This is a genomic window from Cupriavidus oxalaticus, from assembly GCF_004768545.1.
Classification (GTDB): domain Bacteria; phylum Pseudomonadota; class Gammaproteobacteria; order Burkholderiales; family Burkholderiaceae; genus Cupriavidus; species Cupriavidus oxalaticus_A.
In genome coordinates this window covers 22,466-38,195 of the sequence record NZ_CP038640.1, presented here as the reverse complement: position 1 = coordinate 38,195, position 15,730 = coordinate 22,466, and the positions used below count along the sequence as shown (strand labels likewise).

17 protein-coding genes and 1 pseudogene are annotated in these 15,730 nt (G+C 66.2%); 9 read left to right on the top strand and 9 right to left on the bottom strand.

Translation table 11 applies throughout. The annotated features are described in order from the left end of the window. Positions 1–2: 2 nt before the first annotated feature. From trbC to E0W60_RS36630, 3 genes are all read right to left on the bottom strand, one after another. Positions 3–467, bottom strand: coding sequence for a conjugal transfer system pilin TrbC (gene trbC / locus E0W60_RS36640; protein WP_011114046.1), 465 nt, complete (start codon positions 465–467; stop codon positions 3–5). A 16-nt stretch (positions 468–483) separates the two neighbouring features. Next, positions 484–1,446, bottom strand: coding sequence for a P-type conjugative transfer ATPase TrbB (gene trbB, locus E0W60_RS36635; RefSeq protein WP_000132020.1), 963 nt, complete (start codon positions 1,444–1,446; stop codon positions 484–486). A gap of 309 nt (positions 1,447–1,755) precedes the next feature. After that, a complete protein-coding gene (locus tag E0W60_RS36630; protein ID WP_011114045.1) occupies positions 1,756–2,118 on the bottom strand; it encodes a transcriptional regulator in 363 nt (120 codons plus the stop codon). Between the two features lie 113 nt (positions 2,119–2,231). Between E0W60_RS36630 and E0W60_RS36625 the strand changes: the two genes are divergently transcribed. Together E0W60_RS36625 and trfA are read left to right on the top strand one after the other, a co-directional pair. Next, on the top strand, positions 2,232–2,573 hold the full coding sequence (locus E0W60_RS36625; protein ID WP_000019167.1) for a single-stranded DNA-binding protein: 342 nt from the start codon (positions 2,232–2,234) through the stop codon (positions 2,571–2,573). A gap of 46 nt (positions 2,574–2,619) precedes the next feature. Beyond that, the gene (trfA, locus tag E0W60_RS36620; protein ID WP_011114072.1) at positions 2,620–3,840 is read left to right on the top strand and encodes a plasmid replication initiator TrfA; all 1,221 of its coding nucleotides are present in this window, start codon (positions 2,620–2,622) and stop codon (positions 3,838–3,840) included. 112 nt (positions 3,841–3,952) lie between these two features. Here trfA and E0W60_RS36615 read toward each other — a convergent pair whose 3' ends face one another. Then, positions 3,953–4,387, bottom strand: a complete 435-nt coding sequence (locus tag E0W60_RS36615; protein WP_003131969.1) for a mercury resistance transcriptional regulator MerR — start codon at positions 4,385–4,387, stop codon at positions 3,953–3,955. Between the two features lie 71 nt (positions 4,388–4,458). Here E0W60_RS36615 and E0W60_RS37995 point away from each other — a divergent pair. Next, positions 4,459–4,563 (top strand): annotated as a pseudogene (locus E0W60_RS37995) (mercuric transporter MerT family protein); the annotation flags it as partial. 195 nt (positions 4,564–4,758) lie between these two features. On the opposite strand, the gene istB reads toward E0W60_RS37995, so the two are convergent. The 5 genes from istB to E0W60_RS36585 all read right to left on the bottom strand — a co-directional run bounded on the left by istB (position 4,759) and on the right by E0W60_RS36585 (position 8,567). Then, positions 4,759–5,568, bottom strand: coding sequence for an IS21-like element helper ATPase IstB (istB, locus tag E0W60_RS36605; protein ID WP_005800232.1), 810 nt, complete (start codon positions 5,566–5,568; stop codon positions 4,759–4,761). After that, positions 5,558–7,081: an IS21 family transposase gene (gene istA, locus E0W60_RS36600; RefSeq protein ID WP_005800234.1), complete on the bottom strand. Its 1,524-nt coding sequence runs from the start codon at positions 7,079–7,081 to the stop codon at positions 5,558–5,560. The genes istB and istA overlap by 11 nt, the downstream gene beginning before the upstream one ends. Before the next feature lie 83 nt (positions 7,082–7,164). Next, complete coding sequence (locus E0W60_RS36595) at positions 7,165–7,359, bottom strand: type II toxin-antitoxin system RelE/ParE family toxin (protein ID WP_135707788.1); 195 nt, start codon at positions 7,357–7,359, stop codon at positions 7,165–7,167. Further along, positions 7,356–7,637 (bottom strand): YlcI/YnfO family protein, encoded by a 282-nt coding sequence (locus E0W60_RS36590; protein ID WP_015061684.1) that lies wholly within the window; start codon positions 7,635–7,637, stop codon positions 7,356–7,358. Before E0W60_RS36590 ends, E0W60_RS36595 begins: the two co-directional genes overlap by 4 nt. A gap of 42 nt (positions 7,638–7,679) precedes the next feature. Continuing rightward, a complete protein-coding gene (locus E0W60_RS36585) occupies positions 7,680–8,567 on the bottom strand; it encodes a LysR substrate-binding domain-containing protein (RefSeq protein ID WP_015061683.1) in 888 nt (295 codons plus the stop codon). 111 nt (positions 8,568–8,678) lie between these two features. Between E0W60_RS36585 and E0W60_RS36580 the strand changes: the two genes are divergently transcribed. The 6 genes from E0W60_RS36580 to E0W60_RS36555 are packed head-to-tail and all read left to right on the top strand — an operon-like array spanning position 8,679 to position 15,719. Beyond that, positions 8,679–9,878 (top strand): muconate cycloisomerase family protein, encoded by a 1,200-nt coding sequence (locus E0W60_RS36580; RefSeq protein WP_015061682.1) that lies wholly within the window; start codon positions 8,679–8,681, stop codon positions 9,876–9,878. A 43-nt stretch (positions 9,879–9,921) separates the two neighbouring features. Beyond that, positions 9,922–10,683 (top strand): chlorocatechol 1,2-dioxygenase, encoded by a 762-nt coding sequence (locus E0W60_RS36575; protein ID WP_015061681.1) that lies wholly within the window; start codon positions 9,922–9,924, stop codon positions 10,681–10,683. Between the two features lie 21 nt (positions 10,684–10,704). Next, entirely contained in the window at positions 10,705–11,412 is a 708-nt protein-coding gene (locus E0W60_RS36570) for a dienelactone hydrolase family protein (RefSeq protein WP_015061680.1), read from the top strand. Next, a complete protein-coding gene (locus E0W60_RS36565; protein ID WP_015061679.1) occupies positions 11,413–12,492 on the top strand; it encodes a maleylacetate reductase in 1,080 nt (359 codons plus the stop codon). Between the two features lie 24 nt (positions 12,493–12,516). Beyond that, complete coding sequence (locus E0W60_RS36560; RefSeq protein WP_015061678.1) at positions 12,517–14,277, top strand: FAD-dependent oxidoreductase; 1,761 nt, start codon at positions 12,517–12,519, stop codon at positions 14,275–14,277. Between the two features lie 53 nt (positions 14,278–14,330). Then, positions 14,331–15,719, top strand: a complete 1,389-nt coding sequence (locus tag E0W60_RS36555) for an MFS transporter (protein ID WP_015061677.1) — start codon at positions 14,331–14,333, stop codon at positions 15,717–15,719. Positions 15,720–15,730: the final 11 nt, after the last annotated feature.

Here is a 15,730-nt window from a genome sequence, read left to right as displayed (position 1 = left end):
ACTTACCCCGCGATGTGGCCGCGCTCGGCCCAGCGCATGACGGCTTCGCCGGGGAAGCCGGCCACGTCCAGCGCGGCGACCTTGACCTGGTGCAGCGCGCCATCGGTCAGGGCGGCGATTTCCGCGCCACGGCCGAAGAACGTGCTCATCATGTTCTGCGCGCCGACCAGCAGGGCCATGACCAGGACGATGAAGATCAACGTGCGGAAGAAGCCGTTGAGTTCGCCGCCGAAGATCAGGATGCCGCCGGCGACCACGATGCCGATGATCGACAGCGCGAAGGCCACCGGGCCGGTGACGGAGTTGCGGAGGTTGGTCAGCCAGCTCTCATACGGCAGAGAGCCGCCGGTGCCCTCGGAGGCGAATGCGTGCTGGGGGGCCAGCAGGAAGAACGCCAGGAGGGCGAAGAGGCCCATGTAGAACAGGGCGTTGCGGTTGAGGCGGAATGCCGGGAAGGTTGCTTGCATTGGTCGTAACTCCTAGTCAGAGGGTTTTGGTGATGTACTGGCCGTTGGCGAACCCGGAAACCTCCAAGATTTCCTGGATGCGCCGCGAGCCTTCGACGCGGGCGATATGAACAACCACGTGAACCGCCTCGCCGATAAGCGGTTCAATGGGTTTCGGGGAATCGGGGTGCATGCTGATGAGCATGGCGAGCCGATCCAATCCAGCTTTGGCGTTGTTTGCGTGCAGGGTTGCAGCACCTCCTTCGTGCCCGGTGTTCCAGGCCATCAACAGATCAAGGGCTTCGGGGCCGCGCACCTCGCCGACCAGGATTCGGTCGGGGCGCATGCGGAGGGTGGTTTTCAGCAGCGCCGTCATGTTCACGTCGATGCTGGTGTGGTACTGGACGTAGTTCTCGGCGGCGCACTGGATTTCGCCGGTGTCCTCGATGATGAAAACCCGCTCGGTCGGGTCTTGAATCACCATCTCGTTGATGATCGCGTTCACCAGCGTGGTCTTGCCCGAGCCGGTGCCGCCGATCACAAGGATGTTCCGGTGCGCGCGCACCGCTGCAATCAATGCCTCGCGCTGCGGCGCGGTCATGATTCCGCGTTCGACGTACTGATCGAGCGTGAAGATGGCGACGGCCTTCTTCCGAATGGCGAAGGTGGGTGCGGGCACAACCGGCGGGAGCTGGCCGGCGAAGCGACTGCCATCAAGGGGCAGCTCGCCTTCCAGGATCGGCTTGGAGCGCGTGACTTCCTTGCCGTGGTAGCCCGCGATGGTTTCGATGATGGCTTGCGCCTGCGCGACGCGCAGCGTGCCGATGCACTTCATCGGCTCGCCCAGGCGTTCGAGCCAGAGCTTGCCGTCCGCGTTGAGCATGATTTCAACGGTCTTGGGATCGTTGAGGGCGGCCAGCAGCTCCGGCCCCATGTCGCGTTCGAGCTTCTTCTTCGCCCGTTCCTTGATGCTGTTGTGTTCTGGTTTCTGGTCGGTCATTCCGTATGCCCTGTATGCCGTTGCGTTTCGCGCATTCTACACAGGTTCATACGATATACCGAACTAATTTCGACCGCAACACCGAAGCGCACAAGGGTGACTTCGGCCGCGACGTTGCATCGCGGATTGCAGGGGCGAAAGAGGCGACAACGCGGCGCATGCTCCGTGCGCCCTCGCGCCGAACCCGTGGCGTTTGCGTTATGGGTTGTCCGGGGGTTGAGCCACCCCGGCGGGCTTTAGCGGCTAAAACTTGGCTGGCTCTTGTGGCTCAGTTCCGCGCCGCTTCCCTTCCCTTCTCACATCCTGGCGTCAACTCCCTCTAAGTTTCTTCCTTGTCGCTTCGCCCCACTTCTTGACGATGAACGCCTGGTGTTCTGGCAGCACGGCCGCCACGCGCTCGAAGCCTGGCGGCAGGCTTCGGGGTGCCTTGCCGCCGGCCAGGGTGTCAAGGGCTTCTTTGTCCAGGTCGGTCGATTCAAGCAGGAGCGGCAGGGGAGTTTCAAGGGCCTGCGCAATGTCCTCCATCACCTTTAGGGAGGGGTTGGCTTTGCCAGTAGTGAGATCGGACAGGAAGGAGATCGAAACCCCCGACCTGTCCGATAGCTCCTTTTTCGTCATGTGCCGCTCATCGAGCAGCCGGAGCACGTTCGTGAAGAAGATGTAGTTGTACAAGGCCCGTATGCCTTCTCGGTGCGGGCGGCAGAAAATTTTAGCCGCTAAAGTTCTTGACCACGGACGCAGGTTTAGCTAAACTGACGACTCCATTAGCGAAAGGAGCATGACGAATGAGCCACAACCTGTTCCAGTTTATCGGTAATCTTACCCGCGATACCGACGTTCGCCATAGCGAAAACAGCGCCCGCGCCGTTTTCGACCTGGCTGTCAATCGCGTGTGGCGCAACGCAGCCGGTGCGAAGCAGGAGCAGACGGACTTCTTCCGCATCAAGTCGTTCGGCGGCCTGGCCGAGAACGCGGGCAAGTACCTGGGCAAAGGCTCCAAGGTGTTCGTCCAGGGCCGCATCGAGCCGACGAAGTACGAGAAGGACGGCAAGACCGAATACGGCTTCGATTTCATCGCCGAGGAAATCGAATACCTGGACACCAAAGCGCCAGGCGGCGGCCAGTAAGGCCAGGCCCGGCCACGGCCGGGCAGTATGCTAGGAGGGAGATTAGATGCAGAACGAGTTCAACGAGCAGGAATACAGGCGCAAGCTCATCGAGGGCGGGCTTAGCGAAGCCGACGCCACCGACCTTGCCGCCCGTACCGCCGCCGCTCGCAGGGACTCGGGCAGCGCCGGCGGGGCCTTCCGCCCCGCCGGTTCCCTCTTCGAGCTGCCGGCCACGGCCGGCGACAACGAGGCGGCTTTGCCGCCGAAGCTACCGACGCCGGCAAGTGCCGCCGTCGAGCGATCCGAGCGCATGGCGCAGGAATCGGCCGAGCTTGCGCGCACGATGGGCCTGCCGCCCGAACCGCGCACCGCCGTGAACAAGATGGCCGAGCAGATCGGCGCGCTGGCCCAGGACAAACGGAGTAGTGCGATGGCGACCAAGAAGCGAACGGCCGGCGGTGAGCTGGCCGAGAAGGTCAGCGAGGCCAAGCAGACGGCCTTGCTCAAGCACACGAAGCAGCAGATCAAGGACATGCAGCTCTCGCTGTTCGACCTGGCTCCCTGGCCGGATCACATGCGGGCACTGCCCAACGACTTCGGGCGGTCGGCGATCTTCACCGTCCGCAACAAGAAGGTGCCGCGCGCCGCGCTGCAAGGCCAGTCGATCTACCACGTCAACAAAGACGTGGAGATCACCTACACCGGGATCGAGCTGCGCGCCGACGACGACGAGCTGGTATTCGCCCAGGTGCTGGAGTACGCGAAGCGCACCGCGCTCGGAGAGCCGGTTTCCTTCACGTTCTACGAGCTTTGCCAGGACTTGGACTGGTCAATCAACGGTCGGTACTACACAAGGGCCGAGGAATGCCTGACGCGGCTCCAGGCGTCGGCCATGCAGTTCTCATCCCAACGCATCGGCCGGCTCGAATCGGTGTCGCTGATCCGGCGCTTCCGCGTCCTGGATCGCGGCAAGCGCACGTCGCGCTGCCAGGTCGAGATCGACGCCGAAATCGTGGTGCTGTTCGCCGGCGACCACTACACGAAATTCGTGTGGGAGAAGTACCGCAAGCTGTCGCCCACCGCGCGGCGCATGTTCGACTACTTCGCCACCCACAAGGAGCCGTACCCGCTCAAGCTGGAGACGTTCCGGCTGATGTGCGGCTCGGATTCCACCCGGCCGAAGAAGTGGCGCGAGCAGGTAGGCGAAGCGTGCGACGAGCTGCGCGAAAACGGCCTGGTCGAAAGTGCGTGGGTGAACGACGACCTGGTGCATTGCAAGCGGTGATCGCCCCCCTGCCCTCCCCTGGAGCCGCCCGAGATCGAGGCGGCTTTTTTTCTCGAGCATCGCCACTTCCGGCGAGGCAGGGGTCGTCTCAGAAAACGGAAAATAAAGCACGCTAAGGCATAGCCGAACCTGCCAAGCTTGCTCCACCCTGTAGTGACGCGATCAGCGGGCAGGAAACGTTCCCCCTTCGCGCATGGCAGGCGCACACCAACTCAGACAGCACGGCCTCCATGCGCGCCAGGTCAGCCATTTTCTCGCGCACGTCCTTGAGCTTGTGCTCGGCCAGACTGCTGGCTTCCTCGCAATGGGTGCCATCCTCCAGCCGCAGCAGCTCGGCGATCTCATCCAGGCTGAAGCCCAGCCGCTGGGCTGATTTCACGAAGCGCACCCGCGTTACATCCGCCTCGCCATAGCGGCGGATGCTGCCATAGGGCTTGTCAGGCTCCAGCAACAAGCCCTTGCGCTGATAGAAACGGATGGTCTCCACATTGACCCCGGCCGCCTTGGCGAAAACGCCAATGGTCAGGTTCTCCAAATTGTTTTCCATATCGCTTGACTCCGTACATGAGTACGGAAGTAAGGTTACGCTATCCAATTTCAATTCGAAAGGACAAGCGCATGTCTGAACCAAAAACCGGGCGCGGCGCGCTCTTCACTGGAGGGCTTGCCGCCATCCTCGCCTCGGCTTGCTGCCTCGGGCCGTTGGTTCTGATCGCCTTGGGGTGTCGGCGCCGATCCAAATCTGAGCCACCGTGCCGACCGAATATTGAGCCAGGGGTGGGGGCCGGCCTTCAGAGGGCCGGCGGTGGATAAGTGTAGGTCTGTCCTGGCTCTTTGACCTCCTCGATGTTGAGTTGAGCGCGCGGGGGAAGCCGCGCAGGGCGTAGCCCGTAGCGGATTTCCCCGCGCGGCGCCGCTTCAGAAGTCGTCCTGCGGCAGCTCGGACTTGCTGCCCTTGCGGGCCTGCTCGCGCGCCTTGATGCGCTTCTTGGCCTCTGCCGTACTGCGGCTGAAGCGGATCGACTCGTTGCCCGTCTCCACGATGTGGCAGTGGTGCGTGAGCCGGTCCAGCAACGCGGTGGTCATCTTCGCGTCGCCGAACACGCTGGACCACTCCGCGAAGTCCAGGTTGGTCGTGATCATCACGCTGGTGTGTTCATACAGGCGACTGAGCAGGTGGAACAGCAACGCCCCGCCGGCCTGGCTGAACGGCAGGTAGCCCAACTCGTCCAGGATGACGAGGTCCATGCGCAGCAAGCTCAATGCAATGCGCCCGGCCTTGCCTTGCGCCTTCTCCTGCTCCAGTGCATTGACCAGGTCGACCGTCGAGAAGAACCGCACGCGCTTGCCATGCCGGGTGATGCCCGATACGCCGATGGCCGTGGCCAGATGCGTCTTGCCCGTGCCCGGCCCACCCACCAACACGACGTTGTGTGCGTCGTCTGTGAAGTTGGTTGCGGCCAGTGTGCTCACAAGCTTGCGATCTACCGGCGAGACCTCGAAGTCGAAGCCGGCGATGTCGCGATGCACCGGGAACTTCGCGGCGTGCATCTGGTGGCTGACCGAGCGCATGGCGCGATCCGTGCCCTCGGCCTGCAGCAAGTGCTCGATCAACCAGCGCGAGGAGTCCACCCCTGCGTTCGTTCCTTGCTCCACCAGGTCGGCCCAGGCGCCGGCCATGCCATGCAGACGCAACGCCTTGAGTTCAACCGTCACGTCACGCGTCATGGCCGGCCTCCTCGGTGGCGTTGTCGGCACGCAGGCTGTCGTAGCGCGCCGTGTTGGCCAGCGGCGGTGTGCTCACCTTCAGCTGCGTCGCAGCCGTCTGCGGCATCGGCACCGCATTCAGGCGCCCCAGCACGTTGACCACGTGCTCCACGCTCACCTTGCCGGGCGGCCCGGTCTCCAGCGCCAGTTCCACCGCCACCAGCACCGCGTCCAGCCCGGCGCTCAGCACGATGGCCAGCACCTGCGCCATCACGCGGTCGCCGCCCGGGTTGCGCAGCAGCCCACGGCGCAGCCTCTGCAGCGGCTCGGGCATGTCGGCGAACGGCGCGCCATTCCTCAGCGCGCCGGGCTTCCTCTGCAGCAGCGGGATGTAGTGCTGCCAGTCATACCGCGTCTCGCCGGCGTTGCTCAGGCGGTCGTGGCGCGCGACGATGTGGTCGTTGGCCACCACGACGACGCTGCCCGGGTACAGCCTGGTGCTGACCATTTGCCCGAACAGCTCGCACGGCACCGAGTAGCGGTTGCGCGCCACCGATACCAGGCAGGTGCTGGACACGCGCGCGGGCTTCTCGACGTAGCCATCGAACGGCGCCGGCATGGGCATCAGATGCGCCCGCTCGTGTTCGAGCATCTCGGCCACGCTGAACTGCTCGTGCTCGGGGTGGCGCACCTCGTCCCACAACGCCCGGCACCGCTGGCCCAGCCAGGCGTTGAGTTCGCTGAAGCTGCCGAAGCGCTGCTTGGCCGCGTCGATCCAGATGCGCCGGCGGCTGTCCTGCACGTTCTTCTCGACGACGCCCTTCTCCCAGCCGCTGGCGACGTTGCAGAAGTCCGGGTCGTACAGGTAGTGCGCACACATGGTCGCGAAGCGCTCATTGACGATCCGGCCCTTACCCTTCTTGACCTTGTCCACCGCGGTCTTCATGTTGTCGTAGATGCCGCGCCGGGCCACGCCGCCCAGGGCTGCAAAGCTGCGGGTATGGGCATCGAACAACATCTCATGGCCTTGGCTCGGATAGGCCACCAGCCAGAAGGCCCGCGAAGCGCATAGCTTCATGTGCGAGACCTGCATGCGGTAGTAGATTCCGCCCACCACCAGCCCTTCCTCGCTCCAGTCGAACTGGAAGGCTTCGCCGAGCTCGAAGGCCAGCGGCACGAAGGCGTTGGCGCTCGCAGATTGACCTTCGCCCTGGCGCCACGCCCGGATGAAGTCGGTCACCCGCGTGTAGCCACCGTCGTAGCCAGCGCCCCTGATCTCGGCGTACAGCGCCTTGGCCGTGCGACGCTCGCGCTTGGGCCGCCGGGCGTCGGCCTTCAACGCCTGCCTGAGCGCCTCGTGGAACGCAGTGAGCTTGTTCGGCTGCTCCCCGCGCCGGTACTTCGGCGGGCCATCCACCTCGCCGTGCAGCCACTTCGCAACCGTGTTGCGCGACAGCCCCGTCATGCGCGAGATCTCGCGCTCCGATTTGTTCTTCCGGGCATGCAAACGCCGGATCCTGCCAATCATGTCCATGGTGATCACTCCTCGTCCTCTGCTGCACAAAAAAACAGCAGAGTAGGTTGAACACCTGGCTCAATTTTGGGTCGGCACAACCCTCATAAGTGGCTCAGTTTTCGGTCGGCGCCAACAGGTGAAAAGCTCAATGCAGCGATCCCGTTCTCGATGGCCTCGATCGCTCGCTCGGCGAAGGCCAGATCACCTCCGCGACGGAGCTCACGTTCGAGCACGAAGTCGTACAGACGCTCCAGGTCTTCGAGCGCTTGCCGCGTGAAGCGTATCCCGTAGGTCAACGGGATGCGGTCGCCCGCCGCGTTTTCGCCAGGTCGAGCTTCTTTCGAAGGCGCTGCATGACTTCGCCAGCGTCGAAGTATTCGCCGGTCTTTCTTGCGTTCGCCAGGGAACTGACCCCTCTGGCAACGAATTCGGCCTGGTTCTTTCGCTGCCGCGCAGATGCGCGCACCGCGGCCTCGACGAATTGCGACAAGGATTCGCCCTCGCCCAGAAGCCGCTCGATCTCATCGCGAAACTCGGGTTCCACGCGCACGGAGGGAATGCTGGCAGTCTTCATCGAACCAGTGTAGCGCGTTTGCGATGCAACGCCTCATCCCGCCTACTTCTGCCCCTTCGCGCGTCTCGCCACATCGAGGAATGCACGAAGCACCGGTACGCGAGAGTCGGTCAGGTAGGTCAGGCTGACCGGCACCTTGGCGCTCGCATCGGTCATTTCCATCATCCGGACGAAGGGCCGCCGAATCGCGGCCACCGACGACGGGACCAGCGTCACGCCGGCACCCGCCGCCACGAGCCCGAGGGCGGCGTTGACGTCTTCGACGATCGCCATGACGCGTGGCTCGACGCCGGCTCGGCGCATCAGCGCGATCACTTCGTCGGCAAAGCTCGGCCGCCCCTCCTTGGGGAAGAGCACGAGCGACTCGCCGCGCAGCCGTCGCAGGCTGGGGTCCTGGCTCAGGGGGCGGGCCACGCTCGAACCCGCCGCGATGTGCAGGCGCTCGTAGTGCAGGTGCTCCACGGTGATGCCGGGCTCCTGCGGATAGAAGCGGCCGATACCGACATGGATCGTGCCGGCGCGCAGCGCCTCGATCTGCCGGACCTTGGACATCAGGGCCAGTGAGACGGTGGCGCCGGGGACCGCCTGCGTGAAAGCATGGAGCAGCGCCGGAACGGTCTGGTAGATCGCCGTGCCGAGATAGCCGATGTCGAGCTGGCCGATCTCACCGCGGCTCGCGGCACGCGAGCGATCGACGGAGGTCCGGCCCAGTTCGAGCATGCGCCGTGCATCTTCGAGAAACGCGGCACCGGCGGGCGTGAGCTGCACGCCGCGCGCGCTCCGTTCGAACAAGGACACGCCCAGATGCTGCTCGAGCGCATGGATCTGCCGCGTGACCGGGGGCTGCGAAATATGCAGCCGCCGGGCGGCCGCGCCGACGTTGCCCTCCTCCGCGGCAGCGACGAAGTAGCGAAGCTGTCGAAACTCCATTTTTCACTCCTGGTGCCCTGGCCCCGCCTCAGCGCAGCCATACCGATCTCGTATCGCTGGCGCTGATCGAAGGTATTAGACCATATGGCACTGAATTTCTAGACTGGCGGCATGCTCACTGAAAAAGCCATTGCCGACAGCCGAGACAGCAGCGCCGACCGCAGCGCGGCGGAGATCGAAGCGGTCGAGACGGTGATCGTCGACCTGCCGCTGCGCCGCATCCAGCAGTTCGCCCGCCTGGGCGCCAAACACCAGAGCAGCGTGGTCGTGCGCCTGCATACGAAGGGCGGCGTCGTCGGGATCGGCGAGTCCATCACGCCCTGCGGCCCCTGGTGGAGCGGCGACAGCGTCGAGGCGATCCAGGCCACGATCAACCACTACCTGGCGCCGCTCGTCGTCGGCGAACCCGTGCTCGATGCCTCGCGCATCATGGCCAAGCTCCATGCTCGCGTGGCCGGCAACGCCTTCGCCAAGACCGGCATCGAGATGGCGCTGCTGGACGCGGTCGGCAAGATCGTCGACGCGCCCATCCACGTCCTGCTCGGAGGCCGCTTTCGCGACCGGCTCAGCGTCGCCTGGCCGCTCGCGACGGGCGACGTGCGGCAGGAGGTCGACGAGGCCTTGCGCATGCTGGAGGCGGGCAAGGCCGGCGCCTTCAAGCTGAAGATGGGCGCGCTGCCGCTGGCGCAGGACCTGCGGCGCGCCCTGGCGATCGCCAAGGAGCTCGAGGGCAAGGCGAGCCTGCGCGTCGATCCCAACGAAGCCTGGGACGAGCCGACGACGATGCGGGCGCTCGGGCCGCTCGAGGCGGCGGGCATCGAGATCATCGAGCAGCCCGTCGCGCGCTGGAATCTCGATGCCATGGCCCGCATCAACCGGCAGGCGCGCAGCATGCTGCTGATCGACGAAGGCGTGCAGTCCCTGCACGACGCGACCGAGGTCGTGAAGCGGGCCGCGGCCGGGCTCGTGTCGCTGAAGATCATGAAGACCGGCGGCATGCGCCCTGCGCGCGCCATGGCCGACATCGCCAATGCCGGCGGCATGCACGTGTACATGGGCACCTTCCTGGAGACCTCGATCGGCACGGCCGCCAACATGCAGCTGGCTGCTTCGATCGAAGCGCTGCCCTACGGGGGCGAAGTCATCGGCCCCTTGCTGGTCGAAGAAGACCTGTGTGAAGTCCCCGCGGTCTACAAGGACCACGCCCTCTGGCTCCCCGAAGGCCCGGGCCTCGGGATCCGGCTCGACGAGAACCAGGTGCGGCGCTTCGCCCGCGCTGCGCCCCATCGCATCGGCCGCTCTGCCGCCTGAGACCTTCCATCCATCCGATTCATCTTCTTCAAGAGAGAACCCCATGACGAATCCCCGAGTCCACGAGATCGCCAGCGCCATGATCGAGGCCGTGCGCAAGGTGCTGGTCGAACACGACGTGACCGAATCAGAGTACCGGGCGGGCGTGATGTACATGATGCAGGTCGCCGAGGCCAAGGAGATGGGCCTGCTCTGCGATGTCTTCCTCAACAGCACGATCGTCGAGATCAAAGCGGCCGCCACGCGCGGGTCGGCGCCCGCCATCCAGGGGCCCTACTTCAAGGAGGAAGCCCCCTTCGTCGACGGCAAGCTCAAGACCTACGACAGCGACGACCACAAGCCGCTGCTCCTGCATGGCACCGTCAAGGACGATGCAGGGCGCGCCGTCAGCGATGCGGTCATCGACATCTGGCACTCCACGCCGGACGGCCGGTACAGCGGCTTCGGCGGCTACCACGGCGACATGCCGGTCGACTACTACCGGGGCAAGGTCCGCACGGACGCGCAGGGCCAATGGCGCGTGCAGACCACGCTGCCGGCGCCCTACCAGATCCCGAACAAGGGACCGACCGGCGCCCTGCTCACCATGATGGGAAGCCACACCTGGCGCCCCGCGCACGTGCACTTCAAGATCCGCAAGGATGGCTTCGAGGCACTGACCACGCAGTACTACTTCGAAGGCGGCGAGTGGGTCGACAGCGACTGCTGCAACGGCGTCAAGCCCGAACTCGTGATGCCGCCGGCCATGGAGCAAGGCATGCAGGCGATGACGCTGGACTTCGTGATCGAGAAGTCCCCCGGCTGAGACCGCGAGAGGCTGCCGCCCATGTGCCACGACACCGCTCCCGCGCTGTTCCCGCAGACCGCCTCCACGGGGAGCATCGACGGTGCCATCTGCGCCCTGCGCTACGCCGGCGCGACCCGGGGCCCTCGCCTCCTCGTGCTGCCGGACATCTACGGCTGCAATGCCTTCTATCGCGGCTATGCCGCGTACCTCGCGGCCCAGGGTGCCAGCGAAGTGCTCCTGGCGGACCCGTTCGCGCCCTTCGGCGAATTGGCCGTGCCGACGCGGGAGGCCGCCTTCCAGCGACGTCATCGACTGGCAGACCGCACCTACGTCGAGGAACTGATCGGCTTCATCGCCGGCCAGGGCATCGACGGCGTGGCGGGCTTCTGCCTCGGCGGGCTCTTCGTCTTCGAGCTGGCGCGACGGCAGGTCGTGTCGCGCCTCGTCGCCTACTACCCCTTTCCGCAGGGCCTCGAGAACCGCGATCCGCTGGACGTCCCGTTCGACTATCTGCCGCAGGTCCGGGCGCGGCACACGGTCGTCGTCGGCGACGAGGACGCGCTGCTGGGTCCGCAGAACCTCTCGCGGCTGCAGGCGCAGGCCCGCGCGAACAACGCGATCGACCTGCACGTGATGCAGGGCGCGGGCCACGGTTTCCTGGCCGATCTCGGTTCGACCGACACGGCACGCGCAGCCATGGCGCGGCGCGGCCTGGACCTCGGCACGGCAAGCCTGCTGGAGACCTGAATGCACGGCGAACTGAATGACTTCGTTGCGCGCTTCTGGCCGGTCCGGGTCGTCTTCGGCGCCGGATCGACCGGGCAGGTCCTCGCGGAGGTCGAGCGCCTGGACGCGCGACGGGCGCTGGTGCTCTGCACGCCGGACCAGCACGATCTGGCGGGCCGGGTGCTCGGCGATCTCGGCGCGCGGGGCGCGGGCATCCATGACGGCGCCGTCATGCACGTGCCGGAAGCGACGGTGAAGCGCGCCGCGCAGGTGGTCCGGGACGCCGACGCGGACCTGCTGGTGGCGGTCGGCGGCGGCTCGACCATCGGACTGGCCAAGGCGCTCGCGCTGCATCACGGGATGCGTTACCTCGCCTTGCCGACCACCTATGCGGGCTCGGAGATGACACCCATCTGGGGCCTGAGCGCCGACGGCGTCAAGCGCACGGGCCGGGATCCCCGTGTGCTGCCCAGCACCGTGCTCTATGACCCGCAGCACCTGCGCTCGCTGCCGCCGGAGGTCACCGGCCCGAGCGGCATGAACGCGATCGCCCACGCCGTGGAGGCGATGTACGCGCCCGACGGCAATCCGATCACCATGCTGCTGGCGCAAGAAAGCATCCGGGCGATGGCGCAAGGACTGCCGGCCGCCGTCGATTCGCCGGACGACCTCGCCGCACGCGCGCAGACGCTCTACGCCGCCTGGCTGGCAGGGACGGTGCTGGGCATGGTCTCGATGGGCCTGCACCACAAGCTTTGCCACGTGCTCGGCGGCCGCTTCGATTTGCCCCATGGGCCGATGCACGCCGTGCTGCTGCCGCATGTGGCGGCATTCAACGAGGCGGCCGCGCCTGCCGAGCTCGGACGCGTCGCGGCCGCCCTCGGCGCGCCGGCCTCGCGCGGCGCCGGCGCGGCCCTGCATGACTTGCTGCAAGCCACCTGTCCAAAGACATCCCTGGCTGCGATCGGCATGCCCTCGGACGGCATCGACGAAGCCGCCGAGCGCGCGCTCGCCGATGCCTACGCGAATCCGCGCCCTGCGCGCCGCGAAGACATCGCCCGCCTGCTGCGCGCCGCCCATGCCGGCGAGATGCCGGCCTGAACAACCTGCCAACAAGGAGACTTCATGAACGAACCCACCAGCACCGTCGAAACCGACGTCCTCGTCGTCGGCAGCGGTCCTGCCGGGGCCGCCTCGGCCTTGCTTCTCGCGACCTATGGCGTGAAGACACTGTGCGTCAGCAAATACGCGACCACCTCGCGCACGCCCCGCTCGCACATCACGAACCAGCGCACGATGGAAGTGATGCGCGACCTCGGGATCGAGGCCGAGTGCGAAACGATGGCCTCCCCGGCCGAGCTGATGGGCGAGAACGTCTACTGCACGAGCCTGGTCGGCGACGAACTGGGCCGGGTGCTGACCTGGGGCACGCACCCGCAGCGCCGGGCCGACTACGACCTGGCCTCGCCCACGCGCATGTGCGATCTGCCGCAGAACCTGCTCGAGCCGATCCTCATCAACAACGCGGCGCGGCGCGGCGCCGACGTGCGCTTTCACACCGAGTTCGTTTCCCTGAAGCAGGACGATGCGGGCGTCACGGCGACGGTGCACGACCACCTGCAGGGCCGCCAGTACGACATCCGCGCCAAGTACCTCATCGGGGCGGACGGCGCGAACTCCCGCGTCGTGGACCAGGTCTGCCTGCCGGTCGAAGGAAAGATGGGCGTCTCCGGATCGATCAACGTGGTGTTCGAGGCCGACCTGACCGCCTACGTGGGCCACCGGCCGAGCGTCCTGTATTGGGTGATCCAGCCGGGCTCCAGCGTCGGCGGCCTGGGCATCGGCGTCATCCGCATGGTCCGGCCGTGGAACAAGTGGCTTTGCATCTGGGGCTACGAGATCGCCGACGGCACGCCGGCGGTCGACGAAGCGCATGCGCGCCAGATCGTCCACTCGCTGCTGGGCGACTCGACGATCCCGGTGAAGATCGAGTCGACCTCGACCTGGACGGTGAACGACATGTACGCCACGCGGTTGTTCGACAAGCGCGTGTTCTGCATGGGCGACGCGGTCCATCGGCATCCCCCGACCAATGGCCTGGGCTCGAACACCTCGATCCAGGACGCGTTCAACCTGTGCTGGAAGCTCTCCCACGTCCTGCGCGGAAAAGCCGGGCCGGCCTTGCTCGCCACCTACGACGAGGAGCGCGCGCCGGTGGCCAAGCAGGTGGTGCAGCGCGCGAACAAGAGCCTGGGCGACTTCCCGCCGATCCTCGCCGCGCTGGGACTGTTCGACACCCAGGACCCGGAACAGATGCAGCGCAACATCTCCCGCCTGAAGGAACAGAGCCCTGAGGCGCAGGCGCAGCGCGCCGCACTGCGCGCCGCCATCGACAACACGCAGTACGTCTACAACGCCCACGGCGTCGAGATGAACCAGCGCTATCGCTCTGCGGCGATCGCGGCGGACGAGACGCCGGACCCGGGCTTCCGCCGCGACGCGGAGCTCTACCACGAGCACAGCAGCCGCCCCGGCGCGCCCGTGCCGCACGTCTGGCTCACGCGGCATGGCCGCCGCGTGTCGACGCTCGACCTCTGCGGCAAGGGGCGCTTCAGCCTGCTCTCGGGCATCACCGGATCGCCGTGGCTCGAGGCCGCGAGCCACGCCGCGGAATCGCTCGGCATCGGCCTGGACGTGCACATCATCGGCCCGGGCCAGGAGCTCGAGGACCTGTACGGCGACTTCGCCCGTGTGCGCGAGATCGAGGAGAGCGGCGCGCTGCTGGTGCGGCCCGACAACATCATCTGCTGGCGCTCCATGCAGTGGTCAAAGAGCTCGGGCGACGAGCTTCGCGCGGCGCTCGGGCGCGCGCTCTGCGCGCACTGAAGCCGGACAAGCCCGATCGGCAAGCGCCGATCACGATCACCTGGAGGAGACATATGAAAAACACCACCATCGACATCACCGAGGTCATCGAGAAGCAAGCGCCGAACCGCACGGTCGTGATGCTGCTCGCCCTGTCCTTCCTGATCATGCTGTGCGACGGCTATGACCTGCAGGCGATCGCGTTCGCGTCGCCGACGATCATTGCCAGCTGGGGCATCGAGAAGGCGTCCTTCGGCTTCATCTTCAGCGCCGGACTGCTGGGCGTGATGCTGGGAGGCTTCCTGTTCGGCTACCTGGCGGACCGCATCGGCCGCCGTCCCGCGTTCCTGCTCGGCACCTTCATCTTCAGTGCGTTCACGCTGGCCGCGGTGCTCGCGACCAACGTCACCGAACTCGCCGCGCTGCGCTTCTTCGCGGGACTGGGCATCGGCGGCATCACGCCCATCTGCTTCGCGCTCAACGTCGAGTACGTGCCCAAGCGCTTCCACGCCAGCGTGGTCGGCTTCGTGATGATCGGCTACGTCATCGGGATCAGCGTCGGCGGCCTGTTCGCGGCCTGGCTGGTGCCGGTGTTCGGCTGGCAGGTGCTGTTCTACATCGGTGGCTTCGCGCCCCTGGTGCTGCTGCCGCTTCTTGCCATCGCGCTGCCGGAGTCCATCAAGTACCTGGTGCTCGCAGGCAGAGGCGCCGACACGATCGCGCGGATCGTCAATGCCATCGATCCCTCCGCGCATGCAAACGCCCAGACCCGCTTCGTGCTCGAAGCCGAAGAAGACCGAGCCAAGGTGGGCGGATGGAAGGATTCCGTGAAATCGCTCTTCAGCGGCCGGCTGTCCAGAATCACGCCGGTCCTGTGGCTCGCGTTCATCGCCAACTCCGTCACCGTCTTCTTCCTGGCGAGCTGGATTCCGGTCCTGACGGTCGGAACCGGCCGACCTGCGACGCTGGCCGCGATCGGCCTGACCCTCTTCTCGGCGGGCGGCGCATTCGGCGGCTTGTTCTCCAGCCGGCTCATCGACCGCTTCGGCGTCGGCGCGATGGGTGCGGTTCCGCTGCTCGCGGCGGTCTTCGTCGTCGCGGTTGGCTCGATGGCGCTCTCCGACACGGCCTTCCTGTCGATGCTCTTCATCGTCGGCTTCTTCGTGCTCGGCGGCCACGTCGGCCTGATGGGGTCCATGGGCCTGTTCTACGCCAACGCCAACCGGGCCAACGGCGTCGGCTGGGCCATCTCGATCGGCAAGCTCGGATCGATCATCGGCCCGGCCATCGCGGGCATCCTGATCGCCGCCGATGCCTCGATCAGCACGCTTTTCATCGTCGCCGCCGCGCCCCTGCTGGTGGCCGGCGCCGGTGTCGTCGCGCTCGGCCGGCTTCAGAAAGCCTCGGACCTCGAGCGCGCCGCCATGCCCGCGGGGCCTGTCGCCGATCCCCTCGTCAGCTAGAAAAAAGGAGC